The 21,246-nt window shown below is 34.7% G+C and carries 20 protein-coding genes; 14 read left to right on the forward strand and 6 right to left on the reverse strand.

The features are described from left to right. Window positions 1-60 precede the first annotated feature (60 nt). The 3 genes from M0D21_RS19930 to M0D21_RS19940 all read right to left on the reverse strand — a co-directional run bounded on the left by M0D21_RS19930 (window position 61) and on the right by M0D21_RS19940 (window position 3,627). Window positions 61-1,422 (reverse strand): pyridoxal-phosphate dependent enzyme, encoded by a 1,362-nt coding sequence (locus M0D21_RS19930; RefSeq protein ID WP_248332767.1) that lies wholly within the window; start codon window positions 1,420-1,422, stop codon window positions 61-63. 226 nt (window positions 1,423-1,648) lie between these two features. Further along, window positions 1,649-2,242: a fasciclin domain-containing protein gene (locus M0D21_RS19935; protein WP_248332769.1), complete on the reverse strand. Its 594-nt coding sequence runs from the start codon at window positions 2,240-2,242 to the stop codon at window positions 1,649-1,651. A gap of 143 nt (window positions 2,243-2,385) precedes the next feature. Continuing rightward, entirely contained in the window at window positions 2,386-3,627 is a 1,242-nt protein-coding gene (locus tag M0D21_RS19940) for an ABC transporter permease (protein WP_248332771.1), read from the reverse strand. An 8-nt stretch (window positions 3,628-3,635) separates the two neighbouring features. On the opposite strand from M0D21_RS19940, the gene M0D21_RS19945 reads away from it, so the two are divergent. From M0D21_RS19945 to M0D21_RS19960, 4 genes are all read left to right on the forward strand, one after another. Continuing rightward, the gene (locus M0D21_RS19945; protein WP_248332773.1) at window positions 3,636-4,916 is read left to right on the forward strand and encodes an exo-beta-N-acetylmuramidase NamZ family protein; all 1,281 of its coding nucleotides are present in this window, start codon (window positions 3,636-3,638) and stop codon (window positions 4,914-4,916) included. Window positions 4,917-5,126: 210 nt separating this feature from the next. After that, on the forward strand, window positions 5,127-5,303 hold the full coding sequence (locus M0D21_RS19950) for a hypothetical protein (RefSeq protein ID WP_248332774.1): 177 nt from the start codon (window positions 5,127-5,129) through the stop codon (window positions 5,301-5,303). Window positions 5,304-5,544: 241 nt separating this feature from the next. Next, window positions 5,545-7,698 (forward strand): tetratricopeptide repeat-containing sensor histidine kinase, encoded by a 2,154-nt coding sequence (locus M0D21_RS19955; protein WP_248332776.1) that lies wholly within the window; start codon window positions 5,545-5,547, stop codon window positions 7,696-7,698. Next, window positions 7,688-8,332, forward strand: coding sequence for a response regulator transcription factor (locus tag M0D21_RS19960; protein WP_248332779.1), 645 nt, complete (start codon window positions 7,688-7,690; stop codon window positions 8,330-8,332). The genes M0D21_RS19955 and M0D21_RS19960 overlap by 11 nt, the downstream gene beginning before the upstream one ends. A gap of 15 nt (window positions 8,333-8,347) precedes the next feature. On the opposite strand, the gene M0D21_RS19965 is transcribed toward M0D21_RS19960, so the two are convergent. Then, window positions 8,348-9,283 (reverse strand): PorP/SprF family type IX secretion system membrane protein, encoded by a 936-nt coding sequence (locus M0D21_RS19965; RefSeq protein WP_248332781.1) that lies wholly within the window; start codon window positions 9,281-9,283, stop codon window positions 8,348-8,350. A 4-nt stretch (window positions 9,284-9,287) separates the two neighbouring features. Continuing rightward, window positions 9,288-13,034 carry an HYR-like domain-containing protein gene (locus M0D21_RS19970; RefSeq protein WP_248332783.1) on the reverse strand — a complete coding sequence of 1,249 codons (3,747 nt, stop codon included), beginning with the start codon at window positions 13,032-13,034 and terminating at the stop codon, window positions 9,288-9,290. Between the two features lie 300 nt (window positions 13,035-13,334). Here M0D21_RS19970 and M0D21_RS19975 point away from each other — a divergent pair, with 300 nt between their 5' ends. The 8 genes from M0D21_RS19975 to M0D21_RS20010 all read left to right on the forward strand — a co-directional run bounded on the left by M0D21_RS19975 (window position 13,335) and on the right by M0D21_RS20010 (window position 19,058). Next, the gene (locus M0D21_RS19975; protein WP_248332785.1) at window positions 13,335-13,754 is read left to right on the forward strand and encodes a hypothetical protein; all 420 of its coding nucleotides are present in this window, start codon (window positions 13,335-13,337) and stop codon (window positions 13,752-13,754) included. Window positions 13,755-13,813: 59 nt separating this feature from the next. Beyond that, window positions 13,814-14,158: a zinc-ribbon domain-containing protein gene (locus M0D21_RS19980; protein WP_248332787.1), complete on the forward strand. Its 345-nt coding sequence runs from the start codon at window positions 13,814-13,816 to the stop codon at window positions 14,156-14,158. Window positions 14,159-14,196: 38 nt separating this feature from the next. Then, window positions 14,197-14,880, forward strand: coding sequence for a Lipl32 family lipoprotein (locus tag M0D21_RS19985; protein ID WP_248332788.1), 684 nt, complete (start codon window positions 14,197-14,199; stop codon window positions 14,878-14,880). Between the two features lie 98 nt (window positions 14,881-14,978). Beyond that, window positions 14,979-15,179, forward strand: a complete 201-nt coding sequence (locus tag M0D21_RS19990; protein WP_248332790.1) for a hypothetical protein — start codon at window positions 14,979-14,981, stop codon at window positions 15,177-15,179. 20 nt (window positions 15,180-15,199) lie between these two features. Beyond that, window positions 15,200-15,967 (forward strand): hypothetical protein, encoded by a 768-nt coding sequence (locus M0D21_RS19995; RefSeq protein ID WP_248332792.1) that lies wholly within the window; start codon window positions 15,200-15,202, stop codon window positions 15,965-15,967. An 18-nt stretch (window positions 15,968-15,985) separates the two neighbouring features. After that, window positions 15,986-17,026 carry an SPFH domain-containing protein gene (locus M0D21_RS20000; RefSeq protein ID WP_248332794.1) on the forward strand — a complete coding sequence of 347 codons (1,041 nt, stop codon included), beginning with the start codon at window positions 15,986-15,988 and terminating at the stop codon, window positions 17,024-17,026. Between the two features lie 32 nt (window positions 17,027-17,058). Next, on the forward strand, window positions 17,059-18,138 hold the full coding sequence (locus tag M0D21_RS20005; RefSeq protein ID WP_248332796.1) for a DUF6620 family protein: 1,080 nt from the start codon (window positions 17,059-17,061) through the stop codon (window positions 18,136-18,138). 236 nt (window positions 18,139-18,374) lie between these two features. Then, window positions 18,375-19,058, forward strand: coding sequence for a Lipl32 family lipoprotein (locus tag M0D21_RS20010; RefSeq protein ID WP_248332798.1), 684 nt, complete (start codon window positions 18,375-18,377; stop codon window positions 19,056-19,058). 69 nt (window positions 19,059-19,127) lie between these two features. Here M0D21_RS20010 and M0D21_RS20015 read toward each other — a convergent pair whose 3' ends face one another. Beyond that, window positions 19,128-19,616: a YkgJ family cysteine cluster protein gene (locus tag M0D21_RS20015; RefSeq protein ID WP_248332800.1), complete on the reverse strand. Its 489-nt coding sequence runs from the start codon at window positions 19,614-19,616 to the stop codon at window positions 19,128-19,130. 39 nt (window positions 19,617-19,655) lie between these two features. Here M0D21_RS20015 and M0D21_RS20020 point away from each other — a divergent pair, with 39 nt between their 5' ends. Together M0D21_RS20020 and M0D21_RS20025 are read left to right on the forward strand one after the other, a co-directional pair. Beyond that, on the forward strand, window positions 19,656-20,372 hold the full coding sequence (locus M0D21_RS20020) for a class I SAM-dependent methyltransferase (RefSeq protein ID WP_248332802.1): 717 nt from the start codon (window positions 19,656-19,658) through the stop codon (window positions 20,370-20,372). Window positions 20,373-20,470: 98 nt separating this feature from the next. Then, a complete protein-coding gene (locus M0D21_RS20025; RefSeq protein WP_248332804.1) occupies window positions 20,471-21,244 on the forward strand; it encodes a hypothetical protein in 774 nt (257 codons plus the stop codon). The last annotated feature ends 2 nt before the right edge of the window (window positions 21,245-21,246 follow it).

Genomic DNA, 21,246 nt, shown 5'->3' on the forward strand with positions numbered 1-21,246 from the left:
ATAACCCCTTCATCAGCAAATAACGCTAATAGAGGGGTTAAATTATTTAAATATAAAAATTTATTTTATATGGCTTATAACATCGTATTTGGTGATAATATGATGTTTCCCGTTTTCTAATGCAACGAGTACTGCAGGATTGCCGTTTTTGATAAGTTTTGAGATATCATCAAGAGAAGCCTTTGCATTTACGATTGGAAAAGGTTCTTGCATTACTTCTTTTATTGGCGTACTATCCATGTCTTTATTTTCTATAAATGCTTTGAACAAAGCACTCTCGTCTACAGAACCTACAAAACCTTCACTATCTACCACCGGAATTTGAGAAATCTGAAATTTACGCATACGCTCTATAGCGTGCGAAACCAACTCTTCGGTCTTCACCGTGACTAGTGGTTTGTCTTCGTGATCCCTTATAAGGTCAACTGCTGTGGAAACTTCTTCTTCAAGGAATCCTCTTTCTCGCATCCAGTCATCATTAAACATCTTTCCAACATATCGACTACCATGATCATGATATAACACCACAACCACATCATCCTTTGTAAAATGTTCTTTGAGTTGTAACAAACCCTTGATAGCTGCTCCGGCACTATTCCCTAAAAACATCCCCTCTTCTTTGGCTAGTCTTTGAGTATAGATAGCGGCATCTTTATCGGTTACTTTTGTAAATCCGTCTATCACAGAAAAGTCAACATTCTCGGGAAGAATATCTTCTCCAATACCTTCTGTGATGTAAGAGTAAATTTCATTTTCGTCAAAAATACCTGTTTCATGATATTTCTTAAAGACCGAACCGTAGGTATCTACCCCCCAAATTTTAATATTTGGATTTTGCTCTTTTAGATACTTCCCTACTCCAGAAATAGTTCCACCTGTTCCTACACCAACTATAAAGTGTGTTACTTTCCCGTTGGTTTGTTTCCAAATTTCTGGCCCAGTAGATTCGTAATGCGCTTGCGCATTTGAAGGGTTATCATACTGGTTTACATACCATGAATTTGGCGTTTCTTCTGCCAAACGCTTAGAAACAGAATAATATGATCTTGGATCATCAGGTTCTACATTGGTAGGACAAACCATTACTTTTGCACCTACTGCCCTAAGAATATCCATCTTTTCTTTCGACTGCTTATCTGCCATCACACAAATAAGCTTATACCCCTTAACAATAGCGGCAAGAGCCAAACCCATACCTGTATTCCCAGAAGTTCCTTCGATTATGGTACCTCCAGGTTGTAACCGACCATCAGCTTCAGCATCTTCGATCATTTTTAATGCCATACGATCTTTTACAGAATTCCCAGGATTGAATGTTTCATATTTGGCTAACACTAAGGCATCAACATCTTCAACCAATGCATTCATTTTAACCAAAGGCGTATTTCCAATAGTTTCTAATATATTTTCTGCGTATTCCACACTAAGTAATTTTAAGATCCCCAAGTTAGGGATATTTTGATTGCAAAGATACAATCTAGATTATCGATTTCAATACCAGCTTAACACTTTTTATAGAACACTTCTCTTTCATTTTGATAATGTTTTCTCAAACACTTTTAATCTATTTATAAAAATGAACGGGAACCAATTATGGTTCCCGTTCCAGAATAAATACAATACTTATTGATTGTGTTTACGTTACTTATTACTTCTTAGGCATCATAACGGATTCAATAGTGTGAATAATTCCATTACTCGCTTCAATATCATTCATCATTAATCTACCTGCATTTCCGTTTTTATCTATCATATAAATTCTATCATCCTTTATCGTAGCAGTTAATCGTTCGCCCCCTAAAGTTTTTAGTTTCACACTACCTCCAAATTCATTTATAGCTTTTACCATATCTTGCTTGCTTACCAAACCAGGGATGATATGACAATTCATAATAGACTTAAGTCGTTCTACACTTTCTGGTTTCTTTAAACTCTCTAAAGTTTTTGGATGTAACTTCTCTATTGCTCCATTTAAAGGAACAAAAACAGTATAAGACTGGTCTCCACTAAACATTTCTAAATACTCTGTAGATTTAATCATTGAATATATGGTAGTAAACCCCACATCTACAGATATAATTTCTGATAATAACGGTTTTTTTTCTTCTTCCCCTTTAACATCTACCTGGGCAATGAGTTTATCATTTTGTGTTTTAGAAATGTTCTTTTTAGATTGGGTACAAGAGCTAAAAATAAATACTACCAGGACAATTAGAGAATACGATTTTGTCTTAAAATTCATTATGAGGATTTTGTTTCCAAATATATTTTACTGAAAAACAAGAAAGGGTTATAAATGAGAATTCGTAGGCTTCAAATTAGTAAGTGTTTTCTACATGTAGAAACTAAGAATTTAGCGATAGGATTTTATTTCGGATATTTAGTTTATTCGAATCGAATAGATTTCGTTGGTGATATTTTGGATACAATATAAGACGGTATAAGCAACATAATAATACACAATATCATTGTTCCTAAATTAAGTAAAAGGATGTACCCAATATCTATATATACCGGAGCTGTACTCACATAGTACGTTTCAGGATTTAGACCAACTACTCCATATTTTTGCTGAATAAATAGTAATCCTATTCCTATTAAGTTCCCCCAAAACAAACCAATGGCAATGAGGTATGCTGCATTGTATAAAAAAACTTTTCTAATGGTCCAATCTGCAGCACCCAAAGCTTTTAGAATACCAATCATAGGTGTTTTTTCAAGGATCAAAACCAACAAGGCGGTAATCATATTGATACCTGCTACTAGAATAATAATAGCGATAATCCCAATAATGTTGAGATCAAAAAGCTTGAGCCATTCAAAAATGGTCCCATACTTTAACGTAATGGTTTGACTATCTAATGTAGATGGAATGTTTTCATAGATCTCCTGCCCTTTTTGGTCTATTTTCTCAAAGTCATCAATATATACCTCAAAATTTCCTACCTCATCTGCTTTCCACTTATTCATTCGCTGTACATGTCGTATGTCTGCAAATAAATAGGTCTCATCAAATTCTTGAAATCCCGAATTGTATATCCCTACAATTTCGAACGCCCGAATGTAGGGTTGTGAATTCGATTTGGCATTTTTTTTAAGAAAATAGGTAATAGCTTTATCTCCAACCGTCAACCCTAATCGGTTTGCAAAATGAGCAGACAACACTATTTCGTTATTTAGTTTCCCTTGAAAATCTGGAACACGACCTTCTGCAATATATTCCTTAAAAAAATCCCAGTTATAGTCTTTGCCAATTCCTTTTACCACTACTCCATCAAAATCAGTTTCGGTACGTATTAATCCGATCTTTGTCGCAACACCCTGCAAATGAACAATACCATCGACCCCATCAAATTCTGGATAAAATTCTTGATTCGTACTTATCGGAATTAGCGATTCGACACTACTATTATTATCAAAACTACTAATAAGTATATGGCCATTAAATGCGGCAACTTTTTCTCGAATTTTGCGTTGTAAACCTATACCTGTGGCAACGGTTATCAGCATCATAATCATACCTATTGCAATGGCAGAAATAGCAATTTTTACAATTGGAGTTGAAATGCTACTTTTATGTTCCTTACCTTTGATAAGGCGTTTAGCGATAAAATACTCGAAATTCAAGCTTAACTATGGTTTTTATTAGAACTGCATTCAAAAATACATTTTTATTCCTTTCCTTAATTTTTATTTCATGTTTTAGTGAAATAAAAACCACTGCAGGAACCACTAACGGAACTATCAATAAACCTATTTCTCAAGAATATATTGTTCAAGATAGCCTAATAACAAAAACCAAAGTGATTGTTGGGGCAAACCAAACTTCAGAGTATATTCCATTACTGGCAAATAAAAAAGTTGCTGTTGTTGGTAATCAAACTTCTGTGATTTTTAAAGATACTATTCCCAATCAAAATTATACACATCTTGTAGATTCTTTACTTGCTAGTAATATTACTATACAAAAGGTTTTTTCTCCCGAGCATGGGTTTAGGGGAAAAGCTGATGCTGGTGAATTAGTTGCGGATAGCAGGGATATAAAGACCGGACTTCCTATTTTTTCTCTACATGGGAAAACCAAAAAACCATCTAACGCTTCTTTGGTTGGAATTGACATCGTAGTTTTTGATATTCAAGATGTAGGGGTACGATTTTACACCTACATATCTACATTACACTATGTGATGCAGGCCTGTGCAGAAAACAAAATCCCGGTAATCATACTCGATCGCCCAAACCCTAATGCGCATTATATAGATGGTCCAACAATGAAGCCGGAACATACGAATTTCCTGGGAGTACACCCAATACCGCTAGTACATGGTATGACTATTGGGGAATATGCAAAAATGGTAAATGGACAAGGTTGGTTAGGTGATAATCTACAATGCGATATTACCATAGTTCCTATAAAAAATTATACACATAATACCGAATACACTTTACCTATCAGACCTTCACCCAATTTACCCAATGATATGGCCATTAACTTATACCCTAGTCTAGGCTTTTTTGAAGGTACAACCATTAATGCTGGTAGAGGAACCGAAACTCAATTCCAAATTTATGGATCTCCCGATTTGTCTATCGATAAATTCGATTATGCCTATATCCCTAAACCGAATTTTGGTGCAAAATATCCAAAACACCGCGGTGAAGTCTGCTATGGGCACGATCTAAGAACTACAAAACGCTTAAACGCTATTAACCTATGGTGGTTAGTTGATGCTTACAAACACTCTACTAACAAAGAAAAATTCTTTAATACAAAGTCGTTTACAGCTCATGCCGGAACCGAAAAATTACAGCAACAAATTATGGACGGTGTAAGCGTAACAGAAATTAAAAAATCTTGGAGTGATGATTTAAAAAAATATAAGGAAATGCGTAAACCCTATTTACTTTATAATTAATATTTGGTAACCAAGAAAGCTAAATCTTCATAATAACGGATACGTTGTTAGCTCATTATAGCAATACTTCACTATTAAAACCTGCAGTAATCTCTGCAAAAATCAACATTTAATGGGTAACACTAAGACGTATTTTGACATAAACTTTATGTATATACTACCTATGTGGTAATACGCATAAAACGTTTAATCATATAAATCAAATTCATTGTGAAAATTAGAATTGAAGAACTTAAAAACAAACACAACACTTTAGTAAGAGCATCATTATCTACAATATATGGTGGTAGCGGAAACAACTGCAATGATGACGATGAGGAAGAAGAATCTAGTAAAGGAACCCCGCAAACAGTAGGTTATAATTTAACGTCTGGAACGGCGGTTTAATGCCTTCATAATTCATTAGGATGAATATACTTTATTCACCCTAATGAATTATGCTTCTTCAATTTTTTTTAGTTAGCCCCGTATCTAAAGTACACCTACCTCTCTTCCGTTTTTGCCAAAGTGTAATCCTCTAATTTTTCCTCTATTACACTGTCCATATTTATGAAATACATGCTCTAATTATATGAACTCCCTGTTTTCAGGGATGTATTTTAACCCTAATATTCAATAAATTTGTAGAATGATCCCTTTTTCTAGAAAAAACATTCTTTTTTTTTGTTGCATACTATTTGGCCTTAATCTCTTTGGGCAATTTGAAAAAACAAAACTACCTCCTCCTTCTGGAAAAATTAACACATATAGGTATGAAAAAAAACAATTAGAACAAGCACATGATTTTTTGGGTACACCAAAAGAACTAGAAGCATATAACACTAGCCACCGAATTTTAAAAAATACGATTTACAAATCTAGTATTATTAATGCTTCACTACTCCTAGGAATATATTTCAATGATAGAAATCTAGCTGACTCTGCATTATTCTATGGAAATCGTTGCGTTAAAATACTTGAAAGAGGAAAAGACTCTATTTCTATGATTAAAAAAGCCCGAGCTTACAACATCATAGCCAATGCCTATGGAGATAAAAGCTTATTAGAAGAAAGTAAAAAATGGAATTTAAAAGGGCTTAAAATTTCTCAAAAATATCATGATAAAAAACAGTATTATCGAAAACTCCATAATCTGGCCTCTACCTATATAAGACTAAAAGATTATGATTATGCCATAGAACTTTTGGAATCTTGTCTGACTTATAAAAAAGATCCTGAATTAACTTTTACTTCTTACGTAAGCCTTGCCAGCATATATTCTTTGAAAAATAAATATGATCTTGCATTATCTTTTCTAAAGAAATCATTAATCCACTTTGAAAACAAAAACGATAGCGAATCCAGAAAAAAAGTAATTGTCTTGCAAAATATTGGTGTACAATATCATCTATTAAAGAAATATGATGATGCTATTTCTTATTATAACAAAGCATATGTTATAGGAAAGAAAAAAGGATACCATAGACCTACCTTAGATGCGCTTACGAATATTGCACTAATTCATAGGGAGAAAGAAAATTTTGAAGAGGCAATACAAGCCTATAAAGAAGCTCTCATCATTTGTGAAGATTTAGGTTTCTTAGACAAACAAATAAACATTTATGCTAATTTGAAAAAAATAGCTAAAAGCACATCAAATTTCAAAGAATCTATAGGTTATTTTGAGAAAGAAATCGAAATAAAAGATTCGATTGTAGAACTTCAAAAAGCCAAAGAAATAAGAGAGTTAGAGGTAAAATTTAAAACCGAACAGAAAGAAAAAGAAATAAAAATTTTAACAGTAGAAAATACCAATCGCCAACTAAGATTAAAAAATCAGGAAGAAGCTATTAAAAACTTAAGGCTGGAACAAGAAATTGAAAATAAAGAAAATGAAAATCAGATTCTAGCTTTTCAAAACGCTTCAGAAAAAAGTGTGAATGAAATTAGCTTATTAAAAAAAGATCAAGAGATTAAAAAAGCCGAACTAGAGCGACAAAAAGTAATCAAGAATACTATTTTATACTCGTTTCTGGTACTTCTTATACCAATCATAGGTTTACTAATTATTTATTATCAAAAACTTCAGGCTCAAAGTGAACTTAATAAAAAACAAAAAGAAATAGGTCAGCAAAAAATAAGTGCGCTCCTCAAAGATCAAGAGCTTGCAGTTATCAAAGCTTCTATAAAAGGCCAGGACAAAGAACGAAAAAGAATCGCTCAGGAATTGCACGATAGTATAGGAGGTAATTTAGCGGCCATAAAACTGCAGCTCAACCATACAAAAACAAATCAAAACTCCTTTTTACAAAGTATTAATAAACAACTAGATGATACTTATCACCAAGTAAGAAGTCTTTCTCATACTCTTATTCCCAAGAAATTTTCAGAGAACCATTTCTGTGACGTAATTGAAGAGTATCTCAATAATATTGGTAATGGCACCGATTTACAAACATCTTTTGAGGCTTACCCGAGAAATAAAATCAATGCAATAAACCAAAACGTTAAACTTGAAATTTTTAAAGTAATTCAAGAACTTATTACAAACACGATTAAACATGCAAAAGCGTCCTCCATGGATTTGCAATTTTATTTGTTAAACAATAACTTAAATATTTTATTTGAAGATAATGGATTGGGCTTCGATGTTACTACCTTTACCGAAGGTATTGGTTTAAGGAATATCAAAAACCGATTGCAAGGAATGGATGGGCAATTAAACATCGATTCTAGAAAAAACCGAGGAACAATAATAAATATAGAAATAAACAACCTAGAAACTAACCTACATGAAGTATAATATAATCATTGTTGATGACCATAAAATGTTTTTAGATGGGTTACTAAGTATTTTAAGTAATGAAATCGACTATAATATTCTATTAACCGCAAAAAATGGAGAACAGATTATAAAGTATCTGGATATTAACAAAGAAGAAAAAGTAGATCTTATTATCACAGATATTTCCATGCCAGAGATGGATGGGATTACATTAAATACATTGGTCAAAGAACACAATCGAAATATTAAGACTTTGGTGGTCAGTATGCATAGCGACCCCGACCGTATTGATACACTCATAGAAAATAATGTAGACGGTTATGTTCCTAAAAATGCTGAAAAACAAGAGCTTTTAAAAGCAATAAAATCAATTTTGAAAGGTGAAAAATACTTCTCTAAAGAAATAAAAGACATTTACTTAGAAAATAAACTTTCAAATAAAAGAAAAGAAGAAATAAAACTCACCAAAAGAGAAATAGATGTGATTACATTAATTGCTCTTGAGCACACTACCCAAGAGATCGCAGATAAGCTTTTTTTGAGCAAACATACAGTAGAGAGTTATCGAAAAAACCTAATGACCAAGCTTAATGTTAGAAATATTGCAGGATTAACAAAATATGCTCTTAAAATGAATTATATAGAACATTAATGTGTAATACAAGGTCTATTTTGATGCTATTCCTCTATTCCTAAAACCATCACCCAATCTGTAACTTAGAATGATACCATGAGTATTATTCACTGGAGCATTTCTAACCGTTTGGTTGTAATTGTAAATTACACGTAAATGATCAGATAGATATACCCCTGCTAGAAGGTTTATAGATGAATTGGTTCTATACCCTGCACCAACTTCGATTTTATTTTTATAACTAACCATGGTATTAAAATCGAATTGTGCCGGAGCTCCAGAAACATATTTAGCCAGTATACTGGGGTTTATTAAAATCTCCTCAAAACGTGTAGCAAAGAAACGATATCCTACATAGGCATAATATGGTGTTTCTATATTTATATTATCCTCAGATGATAAAGAATCTCCTAACAGATTAGGTACCGAGAAACCTAAATATAAATGGTTTCTATTATACAAAAAACCTAATCCTACCGTAGGAATTACAGTATTAATATTAGCAGCAAAATTAGGATCATTAGGTATTCCTAATTCTAATAAATTTTCATCATAAATCATCGCTCCGGCGGTAACTCCAAAAGATAAAACATGTGGATTGTATGACCACCATCTTGCTCTATTATAATTATGATCAAAGAATATTTTATAGGAGTATGCCGCAAACAAATTTGTGTTTGTTGTCACTCCTACTTGATCACTAAAGACCCCAGCACCAAATCCCATTTTTTCAGACTTCAAGGGTGAATTAAATAATAACCCAATATTTCGAGGGCTGCCATCTACAGTATTAAGATACCCTCTATTGCTTAAGGTAAATTCTGAACTAGGATCAAAGCCTGCATGAGCAGGATTAATTATCACCGTATTGTAATTGTAATTTGCGAATACTGGTGTCTGTTGTGCTGATACAAAAAAGCAATTTCCAATCAGCATAATAATCGCTATAACTATGTCTACTCTTTTCATTAAATTATCTTTTTATAACAAGGAAACCATTTGACTTTTTTAAGTTATGACTACCTTCTATTTCGATAGAGAAAAAGTATGTGCCTTCGGGAAGTCTATCACCTCCTAAACCTCTTTTTCTATTGGCAATTCCCCTAAAAACTCTTGATGTATTATTATACCCTTCAACCTCAAACACCAAATCTCCCCATCGATTGAAAATAGATACCTTGTTATTAGGGTAATTTTCTATAGTATCTATTTCCCAAAACTCATTAATACCATCGCCATCTGGAGAGAAACCATATTTAGTTTCATCTTCTTCTAATGGCCTCACAAATACGGTTATGATATCTTCGGCGATACATCCGTCATCTCCAGTAAAAACGACAGTATATGTAGTTGTCTCGCTTGGGTTAGCCACAGGATTTGCTATACTTGTATTGTTCAATCCTGAAGATGGAAACCACGTAAAATTACCTTGAGTAGAGGCTATTGCAGCCAATTGCACATCATCTCCTTCTGCTATTTCTTCATCTTCACCAGCATTTACTTCGCAAACTGTTGGAGATGTATCAACAATAATTACATCAAAACTGCAACGAGAAGAATTACCTGCATCGTCTATTACCTCAAAAATGTTGGTCGTAGTTCCAATTGGGAATTCAGCCCCTGAAGGCAAACCAGCTACTTGTTGTACAGAGCGAACTGAGCAGTTATCAGATCCAGTTATATTAACGTATGTAATAACAGCTGTATCTAAACCAGGATCAACATTTTGTGTAACATTGGCAGGACAATCAATTACTGGATTTGTGGTATCATTAACTGTAATTGTTTGGGTAACATTTATACTATTTCCTGCTCCATCAGTCACACTGTAGGTACGGGTAATTACTTCTGGATTAATATTACCATCACTTGCATCACTTACAAAGGCTACTATAGGAATACCTCTACAATTATCTGCCTCATCGGTCACTACATTTATATCTGGGACTGGAATATCTGAAGTACAAGCTACATTTATCGGTACAGGATTGCTAGCTGTAGGATTGGTAGTATCATTTACTGTTATTGTTTGAGTAACATTAATACTATTACCCGCTACATCGGTCACACTATAAGTACGGATGATTATTTCTGGATTAGTATTACCATCACTTAAATCACTTACGAAGGCAACCATAGGAGTGCCTCCACAATTATCTGCCTCATCGGTCACCACATTTATATCAGCGATCGGAATATCTGAAGTACATGCTACATTTATCGGTGAAGGATTACTAGCTGTAGGGTTAGTAGTATCATTTACTGTAATTGTTTGAGTAACATTAATACTATTACCCGCGGCATCTGTCACACTATAAGTACGGGTGATTATTCCGGGACTTGTATTTACATCACTTACAAAAGCAACTACAGGTATACCTCCACAATTATCTGCCTCGTCGGTCACTACAGTACTATCTGCAATTGGAATATCAGATACACATGTTACATTTATAGATGCAGGATTACTAGCCGTAGGATCAGTAGTATCATTTACTGTGATAGTTTGAGTAACATTAATACTATTTCTCGCCGCATCGGTTACACTATAAGTACGGGTGATTATTCCGGGACTTGTATTTACATCACTTACAAAAGCGACTACAGGTATACCACCACAATTATCTGCCTCGTCGATCACTACAGTACTATCTGCAATTGGAATATCAGATACACATGTTACATTTATCGGTGCAGGATTACTAGCTGTGGGATTGGTAGTATCGTTCACTGTAATCGTTTGTGTAACATTAATACTATTACCAGCCCCATCGGTTACACTATAGGTACGAGTAATTACTTCTGGATTGCTGTTACCATCACTCACATCACTCACAAAGGCAACCACTGGGGGCACTCCGCTATTGTCAGCTTCGTCTGTTACCACCAAAGGGTCTGGAGAAGGCACATCTCCCGAACATTGAACGCTAATTGGAGATGGGTTACTAGCAGTAGGATCTTCTGTATCTGAGGTAGACAAGGTAGTCACATTATCTATGTGATAAATCTCTCCTTGATTACCAACCCCATCTTCCAAAAATAGATATACATCATAGGTTGTTCCTGCAGCCAATGATGAGATTATTTCTGAAATGTCTGTATTTGCGGTATTCATTAAAAAACTATCATTTTCTGTAGCTCCAGTTCCATTTAGAATATCGTCGTGATCGGGATCCCCAGAAAAGTTTCCTGGATAAATTGCATAATGAATAGTTCCTGTTTCTGGACCATTAACCACAAGAGTAAACCCAACTGTAGTTTCATTAATAGCTTGAGGATATCCCATATTTAAAGGCTCTGCAAAATGATCCCCACCAAAAATTACATAAGCTTCTCCTGTCCTTTCTGTACTACCAATAGGCGTTTCTCCTGGACTACCGACTATGAAATCTGCGATTCCATCTCCATTAATATCACCACCTCCACTCACAGGTCTTCCTATGTTAGATGTCCTAAATCCAGGAATAACAAATCCATTAGTACCATTAAGAGTACTTTCTTCAATTGGATTTGGGAAGCCACTTGTACTACCAAATACTATATAAGCATTGGCATCTGATCCAGATTCACGTCTATAAACAGATATAAAATCATTAATTCCATCTTGATTAATATCACCTATGGAAGAAGATGTTAAAAAGCCAGGCATTCTAAAACCAAGGCTATTGTCTTCAATATCACTCAGAGGTATATGAGCTGGAAAAGGGTCAGAAGACTGCTTACCGAAGATTGCACTCCTTTCAGAATAAAAGTCATCTACACCATCGCTATTTACATCTCCTAAACTTCCGACAAAAACTAAGAAACCTCCACCAGAGTTATCAACTGTAAAACCATTTGTCCCATCTAAGGCCACTAAATCTTCTACTATAGAAAAAGAAGGTTTACCAAATAACACGCGGGTTCTCTGGCCTCCGGAAGAAAGTGTACCTGATCTTGACCATTCACCAATAATAATATCATCAAAGCCATCGTTATTTATATCTCCAGCCCCACCGACCAAATATGCTGCTCTAGAACTAGGAAACGAACTGGTTCTAAACCCATTAGTCCCATCTAAATAAGCAGTATCAATAAGTTCAGGAAAATTAGATGATCGCCCAAAAACAATAGCAGCTGGGCCGCCAATAACGTTACTTGCTACAAAGTCATCTATATTATCCCCATTAACATCTCCAAGTTTTATTATTTCATTAGAAGAGAAGAAAGAAAAATTCATCCTAAATCCATTTCCGCCACCGATAATATAATCTATATTTAGTGTTGGAGCAAAAGCAGTGGATCTCCCATAAATCACAAAATCAACTCTGGAAGCAGAAATTGCTAAATCATCAATCCCGTCACCGTTAACATCACCTATACCCTCTACAGAGTTCCCCATACGTCTACTCTCATCGTCGCGCCCTTCAATAACAAATCCATTAGTTCCATTTAATGTGGTTATATCAAATGAAGCAGGAAATCCAGTATTACTTCCAAAAATCACATAAACTGCACCTGCCAAGTCTACGGTTCCTATATCTGCATTGTTAACCCCTAAAGCGAGATCTTCAAAACCATCATTATTAATATCACCAATAAATTTCGCTTCCGCACCAAATTGTGATGAAGGGTCAATACCAGGTATCCTGAATCCATTAGTACCGTTGAGTGTTGCTACATCAAAATTAGCTGGATATAACTGTTGCGCATGAATATTGACCTTGAAAAAAACTAGCAAAAACAATATAAGTTTGTATAAGACTCTATTTCTTTTTGTATTCCCCATAATTAAAAAAATTATTGACCTCAAAATTAAATTTCAGTCCACTTTGATCTATCACTAGAAACCGTGATTTACATTATCATATACCCCCCTGTTTTCAGGGTGATCTTTTTTACCGAAAAAGGTGTTTTTAGCTAGAGCTGTCTACATCATCTTTGTACTGTGATTCTGAAGAAGCGAAATGAAGTATTTAGACTACATATAGTTTTGAGGAACACAAAGTAAATAATCACTAACCCTTTAAATATAAATATTATGACTTGGGGAATTACATTAATCTTATTAAGTATTATTGCAGTACCTTCTTTATTACTTGCAAAAAAACCAAACGCGAAAGAACTATTAGAAAAAATTGAACCTTATCAGGGATGGATCGGATTAGTATTCTGTTTCTGGGGTGTTTGGGGAATTATCTCAGCTGTATTAAACATTGGTTGGCTTACTACACACCCGATTTGGTGGATCACGCTTTTAGCAGGAAATGTAGTAGAAGCTATTTTAGGTTTCATGCTAGGATTTGGACTCATTAACAAGTTTTTCTTATCTAAAAGTGAAGCCGCCAAAGAAAAAGCAGTACGTCTACGAGAAAAACTAGCTCCTAAACAAGGTAAACTCGGTGTTCTGGGACTTATCGTTGGTGCCTGGATGATTGTTGCATCATTTCTGTTTATCTAAAAAACCTTCAAGTTATCGTAATTCTATAGCTCTAAAAATAGTTAACTAACTTCTATACTATGATCATATTTGGAACTGGTTCTTCGACAATCGCACCTCAAAAACTGGATAAGGGAAACTGCCCTCATTGCAATACACAAAATAATATGTGGGTACAAGGATATAAAAAGTACGTTCACGTTTTTTGGATCCCATTTTTCCCAATTGGTAAAAAGGTGTATACCGTCTGCGGGCATTGCAAAGGAGCTTTTGAGAAAAGAGAAATTCAGAATCAAGAATTACTTGAGAATTTTGAAGACTTTAAAAGAAGCCATATTAAAACACCTTGGTATCACTTTATTGGGCTCATTATTCTAGCCTTCGCTATACTCTTTATTATGGCGATGCCATACCTGGCAAAATAAAAACTAATCAATTATTAATTAACATCTAAATTTTAAAAATGAAAACAAAAATTTTAATTGTACTTGCTATTCTAGCTTTCGGAAGTAACGCTACAACTTACGCTCAAAAACTAAAAAAATTCGGTAGTTCTGTTGAAAAAAAGATAGGACCAAAAACCATCAAGGTACCATATACCGATGTTGTGTCTTACTTAGGGTATGCTGCTCCTGGAAATGAAGATGAAGTAAAAGACGGAAAGAAATTTTATTACATCTATGTTTGGATTCCTGCAGTAGCTCCAGAATTAGGTGTTAGAATGATGTCTCCTGTTGGAAAAGCAAAAATAAAAGGAGCAACTTCTTCTCAAGCATATCAAGATAATGCCAGTTCTAAGGACTTTTTTGACACTTACGTGACTTTAGAAAGATCTGACATTGTGAGTAAAGACAATATTAGTGAAGACGCTGCAAAAAGTGCAAACTGGGTAACTCTAGAGCGTAACGATGATAGTAGTGAAATGCCAAAACAACCTAGTGGAAGCAACTACAACTCACTTTTAAGATATAAGAGTCAAGCTAGCGATCCTTTAAAAGCACTTACAGTTGGGTTATACAGAATTGGTTTCACAACGTATAAGACAGGAGAAGTAAAAGGTACTTTTCTTGCGCAGGTGGCTGCCCCCATCAAGTTACCTGGAGTAGTTATGGCGAAAACAATTGCTGATTTAAAGAAAGGGTTATAATATATTATTTGGAATATGATCAACTGACCCAGTTAACCCTTATGTCTTACTTCGGTAGCATAAGGGTTATACGTTTTAATTCACTTTAAAAATTAGAGATGCAAGAAAAGAATAACGAAAAACCCGAAGAAGAAAAAAATCTTTTGGATGATATCCTTGCCAACGCAATCTCATCAACCAAAAAGTACGAAGAAACAAATGCTGGTCTTGAAACTAAAAAATGTAAAAGTTGCGGAGCGGCCAGACCTGAAGATACCGATCTACAATACTGTGATTTCTGCGGAAATCCATTTTACTAATTCTAATTCCTTACATTAAGATGTCTTTCAGTAATACACAACACAGGTGGGACAGTTTTCTCAAAAAAATCGAAGAACGTTTCCAAGAAATACTCCAAAAAACAGAAGCTGCTTTACCCATGCTATTTGAAGCAACAGATTTTGAAACAACCACTTTTAGCAATGCATGGCAAGGAATTTACTCACAAGCCACTGATCTTATTTACAAAATAGATGATACATGGCAAGAAAAAGTTGAAGATGCCTTTTTGGATATTGGTGTAGATTTTGGCTCAGAAACTTTTAATAAAGAACGAGATAAAGGGCATACTCTCAGGTTTAATTTAGAACAGCAATTAAAAAAATACGAAGTCAAAATTTTCGCAGATGCAGCAAATAAATTATTGATAGAGGTCAAAGATATTTTAACCAAAGATTTTTGTTGTACCCAATGCCAGGCAAAACTTCCTGTAAAAGATAATTTCTTCAGATCCTACTATAGCACCTGTTCCTATTGTCAAACTGTAAATACATTTGAACCTGGAACCAAAGCCAGGAATATTGAGCATTTTGCCATACATGCCCTAGGAGAAGAAGCTGGTTTAACACATTACTTACGCTACGAAGAATTTAAATTCCAAAATCATCTAAGAGATTCTGAAATATATAGTAAAGTAGCGTTAGCATCGCAATATCAAAAATATGTAGAAGCGTACCTAAAAAAACGCATCGAAATCATACCCGAATATGAAGACAGGTATGAGAAAGACCTCAAAGCCAAAACGGCATTTTTAACCAACTACCAATAATTTATAAAAGAAAAAGATATGTCAAATTCATTTAGTAATCAACTGCGATCGGTAATCGAATGGCAAAATCCAAAGCCAGAAACTCTTTTTGAAAAATGGACCGAAGATGGAGATGAAATTAAGAATGCTTCGAAACTTATTGTAGGCCCAGGACAAGGATGTCTTTTTGTGTATGAAGGTGAAGTAAAAGGCTTTTTTGAAAAAGAAGGGCTGTACGATCTTAAAACTGGGAATATTCCATTTTGGACTACGATCAAAAGTATTATGTACAAATTTGAATCTGCACATAAAGTTGGGATCTACTTTTACCGAAAAGCAGAAATGCAAAATATACGCTGGGGAACTCCTTCGCCCATTACCTATAAAGACCCAGTTTATAACTTTCCTGTTGGTTTGGGCGCTTTTGGAAACTTTTCTTTCAAAATCACTAAGCCCATTGATTTTTTCACAAACGTAATAGCAGGAGATGATTATTATCCGGTTAGAGCCATACAAAAGGTGATACTCTCCAGAATCACTCAACCGATAAGTGATTTTCTTGCAAATGCATCCTTTAGCTATGTAGAAATTGACAAACATCGAAATGAAATAGCAGCATTCTCAAAGAACGCCAGTATCGAGATTTTTGATGATTTGGGATTTGAATTACTGGACTTTAGAATAGAAGGCACCAGCTTTGACGAAGAAACCAAGACAAGAATAGGTAGAATTGCAGATATGAGCGCAGAAGCTCAAGCTATGAAAGAACTTGGGGTTAGTTATCAAGATTACCAACAGCTGGAAGCTTTAAAAAATATGGCAAAAAATGAAGGAGGCGGAAACCTAGGTATGCAAATGGGAGCTGGACTGGGAATGGGGCAAATGTTGGGTAATATGATGAATAACCAAAATAATCAAGGGCAAACTTCTTCACCTCAGCAAAACGCTCTTAATCAAAATAACTCGCCAGAAGATGATCTAATGCAAAAACTTGAAAAACTAAAGAAAATGTTTGATGCAGGATTCATCGATGAACAAGAATACAAACAGAAAAAGCAGGAAATATTATCACACTTATAAAAACAAAAATCAATCACTAAAAATTTAATAGTATGAGCACAGTAAATGAACTATATCAAAATGTAACCGGAAAAAACAAAGACGAGTATCGAGATTATTTAACACAACTAGATCGTATGAATTGGCATAGCTATGACTATTCTACATGGCCATGTGCAGATTTATCTTTTCAGAATCTAGATGCCAGTGAAAATCATGATGTTTGGCCATTTAAACCTAATCTTAACGAGCCTCATTGGGTAGATCTAAATAATCAATTCCCGGTTGGTATTAGAAGATACGGATACGTGCATAAATTTGAAATGCCAGAGCAAGTTCGTGAACTTTCGCATGACGATGCATCTAATATTCTAAATGAAATTAAAAATAGTAAAGGAGATAATGATGAAGCGTTTAACAATCAAATTCAAGAATACGGTTTTTCTAATGAAAAACATTTTTTATGGGGAATTGCTTTACTGGATGATGCACAGGAAAAAGCATATGATGCCGCCGATGACTTTTTAAAAGAGCAACAAGCAAAGTTAGATGCTCAAATGAATTCTCATATAGAAGCCGCAGAAGCCGGTGGATTATTAGATCCTATTTCGGGGATCGATATGGAAACTTGGGCAGCAGCCAATGCCAAAATTGCCGGAGGTATGGATCTTGAAGAAGTTCTGCAAGTTGTGGGAACCGAAAAACCTATCTGGGATGAAGTTTCTGCAGAGTGGAACGCAAGAATGTCTCAAGACACTACATTTGCCATTGCCAAAGTATATGGAGACGCCTTTACGAATTCGAATATTGGAAAGTTTTCCTCCAAGGAAACTAATGAAGAATCTGGAGCAGAAACTAACACCGCAAACAGCGGCTTAACCAATGTCATGGAAGACTTTGAACTTTATGTAAAGATTATGTGTCATCAAAATATGGGTGCCACACAAGGAAAAGATGCTGCTTCAATTTTACAGGAGTATGGACTTTCTGTTAACGACTGGAGCTCTGTTGGAGCTCACTGGACGCCAAAAATGGCTACAGATACTCGTATGGCTCTAAAAATGGGAGAACTCATGGAAAAATATAACGCCGAATTTGCATCGGCCAAAGCTGGAGATGATATAGATTTCTAAAATATAATTATTGTTGTAAAGATGACTCGAAATTTATCTGATATCACAAAACACTACAATCTAATAGGGTAAAGTCGGGTCATCTTGTTTTTACATTGTTAATGATATATTAATTAACAATTGGTGTTCTTTCTTGTATAAAAACCCATATTTGTCTATGTTTTGTATAATAAATTACTCTACAGTATATAAACAGGTCTAATTTATCAAGAATAACTATAACTAAATCAATTATTATGAAAACAAAAACCTTAATTTTATTAAGTGCATTTGCCCTAGTTTTTACTACTGCTGCTCAAGCTCAAAAATTAAAAAAGTTTGGAGGTTTAACTGAGAAAAAAGTCGGTCCTAAAACTATTAAAATTCCTTATACTGATGTAGTATCGTACTTAGGGTATGCTGCTCCTGGTAACGAAGACGAGGTAAAAGAGGGGAAAAAATTCTACTATATCTATGTTTGGGTTCCTGCTGTTGCTCCAGAACTTGGTGTGAGAATGATGTCTCCAGTAGGTAAAACGAAAATTAAAGGAGCTACCGAAGCTACTGCATATACTGAAAACGCAGGATCGAATGATTTCTTTGATACTTATATTACCTTAGAGCGTTCAGATATCGTTAGTAAAGACAAAATTAGCGAAGATGCTGTTAAAGGTGCTAACTGGACAACTTTAGCAAAGAATGATGACAGTAGCGAAATGCCAAAACAACCAAGTGGAAGCAGTTATAACTCTCTGTTAAGATATAAAAGTGAGGCTAGTGATCCTTTAAAAGCACTGACTGTTGGATTATATAGAATTGGATTTACTACCTATAAAACCGGTGAAGTAAAAGGTACATTCTTAGCACAAGTAGCTGCTCCTGTTAAATTACCTGGAGTTGTAATGGCAAAAACTATCGAAGATTTAAAGAAAGGGTTATAATCATATAGTCTTACAAATAAAACACTACTCAATAACCCCTATATTTTAAAGAATATAGGGGTTATTAAATTATAACATAGCCTTCATCTTTTCAACAATATTATATGCAGCTGGACAAATTGCTATATTCTTTAAAGTTAAATTGGAGATTTGTTGAAATTTTTTACGGTCAGTATGTGGATATTCACGACAAGCCTTGGGTCGTACCTCGTATATAGAACAATAGTTATCTGCCCCCAGAAAAGTACAAGGAACCTCTTGCAATACCAAATCCCCCTCTTCATCTCTTCGTAAATAAGTTTCTTCAAATTTCTGAGGCTTTATTTTGAAGAACTTGGCGATACGCTCAACATCTTTATCTGTAAACAAAGGTCCTGTTGTTTTGCAACAGTTTGCACATTGTAAACAGTCTGTTTGTTCAAACTCATCATCATGTAAATTTTGCATGATGTGATCCAACTTTTTCGGGGGCTTTTTTTTAAGCTTTGCAAAGAACTTTTTGTTCTCGTTATGTTTATCTTTGGCCAGTTGTGGCAATTGATCTATAAATTCCTGCATAGGTACAAAATTACAATTTACGATTTACTCTTTAAGAACATGAGCAAAGATATCTTTGGTGAAGCGATGAAAGACTTTTTTAACCAACAGTATACTGAGGATATTGTGGTACAGGCTCCAGATTTCGACGATGATGTTATACCTATACCCTACCTGTTTCGAGACTATTCTAAAATGCCAAAATTGGAACAAATGGCATTAGATCTTTCGTATGGAAAGACTCTAGATGTGGGGTGCGGAGCTGGTAGTCACTCTCTATATCTCCAAAATAAAAAGAACCTTGATGTTACTGCTATCGATATTTCTGAAGGAGCAGTAGATATAACCAAACAAAGAGGAGTCAAGGTAGCACTTAAAGAAGATATCTTTGCGCATAAAGAAAACTCTTATGACACACTTCTATTTTTAATGAACGGTAGTGGTATAATAGGAAAACTCGAAAACATTGATCGTTTTTTTAATCACCTAAAAACCTTACTAAATCCAAATGGACAAGTGCTAATAGACTCTTCTGATATTTCATATTTATATACTGATGAGGAAGGCGGTTTTTGGGTAGATGCCTCTGCTGGGTATTATGGAGAAATGCAATATCGTATGATCTACAAAAACCTGTCCTCAGACTGGTTTGATTGGTTATATATTGACTACAACACACTGCAAAATGCCGCAAATGCTAATGGTTTTATCTGCGAATTGTTACTTGAAGGAGAAAATAACGACTACTTAGCTAAATTATCTCTACATAGCATGTAAGATGGTATAATCTTTGTGGCAACAGAGTTTTGCGACGTTAGTTATATAATTACGTTTATAAAACACAATGAACCACACCTTAACTAAAACTAAATCTCGTGCAAGTAACTAAGTTTTTAGCATACCTTTTCTTTTCTGCCTTTATCATGGTGAGTTGTTCAGACGATGATGATAGTACACCATTATCTGCGACATCTATTCCTGCAGAAAATCGTCAACCTCTTGGGAGTTCATCAAACGACCTTTTGAGTAGTACCAATTTTACAAGTTTAACAGTAGAAATGGTTTCTGTACAAGGTTTTGAACCAACCATAACTGCCGTAAATGCTTTTAAACAGTTTCTAGAAGATCGTTTATTTAAACCCGACGGTATCACAATTAATCAACGCTCTATAGCATCATCGAACCTTGCTCCTTTTACTATAGAAGAAATTGCTGAGATTGAAAACAATAATCGATCTTTATTTAATGCAGGAGATGAAATCACTGTGTATGTATATTTTGCAGATGGAAGCAAAAGTGGAGATACCAATAGACAAGTTACTTTAGGTTCTGCTTATCGTAATACTTCAATAGTAATTTATGAAGGCACTTTAAGACGATTGAGCACAAATCCTAATGCTCCCATGCTAAATATTATAGAAACTGCAACTTTAAACCATGAATTTGCTCATCTATTAGGTTTAGTAAATATAGGAACCCCATTACAATCGAATCATGAAGATCCTGAAAATAGTGGTCACTGTAACGTACCTAATTGTTTAATGGAGGCTGCAATAGAATTTGAAAGCGGTATGATGAACATGGGAAACACTGTACCTCAACTTGACGCACAGTGTATTGCCGATTTACAAGCAAACGGCGGCAGATAGTC

Origin of the sequence: Aquimarina acroporae (assembly GCF_023195925.1) — a bacterium.
Classification (GTDB): Bacteria; Bacteroidota; Bacteroidia; order Flavobacteriales; family Flavobacteriaceae; genus Aquimarina; species Aquimarina acroporae.

What these genes read in the sequence shown, in the direction of transcription:
- M0D21_RS19935 (WP_248332769.1), bottom strand. Translation starts at nt 2,242, where the DNA reads ATGAATTTTAAGACAAAATCGTATTCTCTAATTGTCCTGGTAGTATTT.
- M0D21_RS19945 (WP_248332773.1), top strand. Translation starts at nt 3,636, where the DNA reads ATGGTTTTTATTAGAACTGCATTCAAAAATACATTTTTATTCCTTTCC.
- M0D21_RS19955 (WP_248332776.1), top strand. Translation starts at nt 5,545, where the DNA reads ATGATCCCTTTTTCTAGAAAAAACATTCTTTTTTTTTGTTGCATACTA.
- M0D21_RS19960 (WP_248332779.1), top strand. Translation starts at nt 7,688, where the DNA reads ATGAAGTATAATATAATCATTGTTGATGACCATAAAATGTTTTTAGAT.
- M0D21_RS19965 (WP_248332781.1), bottom strand. Translation starts at nt 9,283, where the DNA reads ATGAAAAGAGTAGACATAGTTATAGCGATTATTATGCTGATTGGAAAT.
- M0D21_RS19975 (WP_248332785.1), top strand. Translation starts at nt 13,335, where the DNA reads ATGACTTGGGGAATTACATTAATCTTATTAAGTATTATTGCAGTACCT.
- M0D21_RS19980 (WP_248332787.1), top strand. Translation starts at nt 13,814, where the DNA reads ATGATCATATTTGGAACTGGTTCTTCGACAATCGCACCTCAAAAACTG.
- M0D21_RS19985 (WP_248332788.1), top strand. Translation starts at nt 14,197, where the DNA reads ATGAAAACAAAAATTTTAATTGTACTTGCTATTCTAGCTTTCGGAAGT.
- M0D21_RS19990 (WP_248332790.1), top strand. Translation starts at nt 14,979, where the DNA reads ATGCAAGAAAAGAATAACGAAAAACCCGAAGAAGAAAAAAATCTTTTG.
- M0D21_RS19995 (WP_248332792.1), top strand. Translation starts at nt 15,200, where the DNA reads ATGTCTTTCAGTAATACACAACACAGGTGGGACAGTTTTCTCAAAAAA.
- M0D21_RS20000 (WP_248332794.1), top strand. Translation starts at nt 15,986, where the DNA reads ATGTCAAATTCATTTAGTAATCAACTGCGATCGGTAATCGAATGGCAA.
- M0D21_RS20005 (WP_248332796.1), top strand. Translation starts at nt 17,059, where the DNA reads ATGAGCACAGTAAATGAACTATATCAAAATGTAACCGGAAAAAACAAA.
- M0D21_RS20010 (WP_248332798.1), top strand. Translation starts at nt 18,375, where the DNA reads ATGAAAACAAAAACCTTAATTTTATTAAGTGCATTTGCCCTAGTTTTT.
- M0D21_RS20015 (WP_248332800.1), bottom strand. Translation starts at nt 19,616, where the DNA reads ATGCAGGAATTTATAGATCAATTGCCACAACTGGCCAAAGATAAACAT.
- M0D21_RS20020 (WP_248332802.1), top strand. Translation starts at nt 19,656, where the DNA reads ATGAGCAAAGATATCTTTGGTGAAGCGATGAAAGACTTTTTTAACCAA.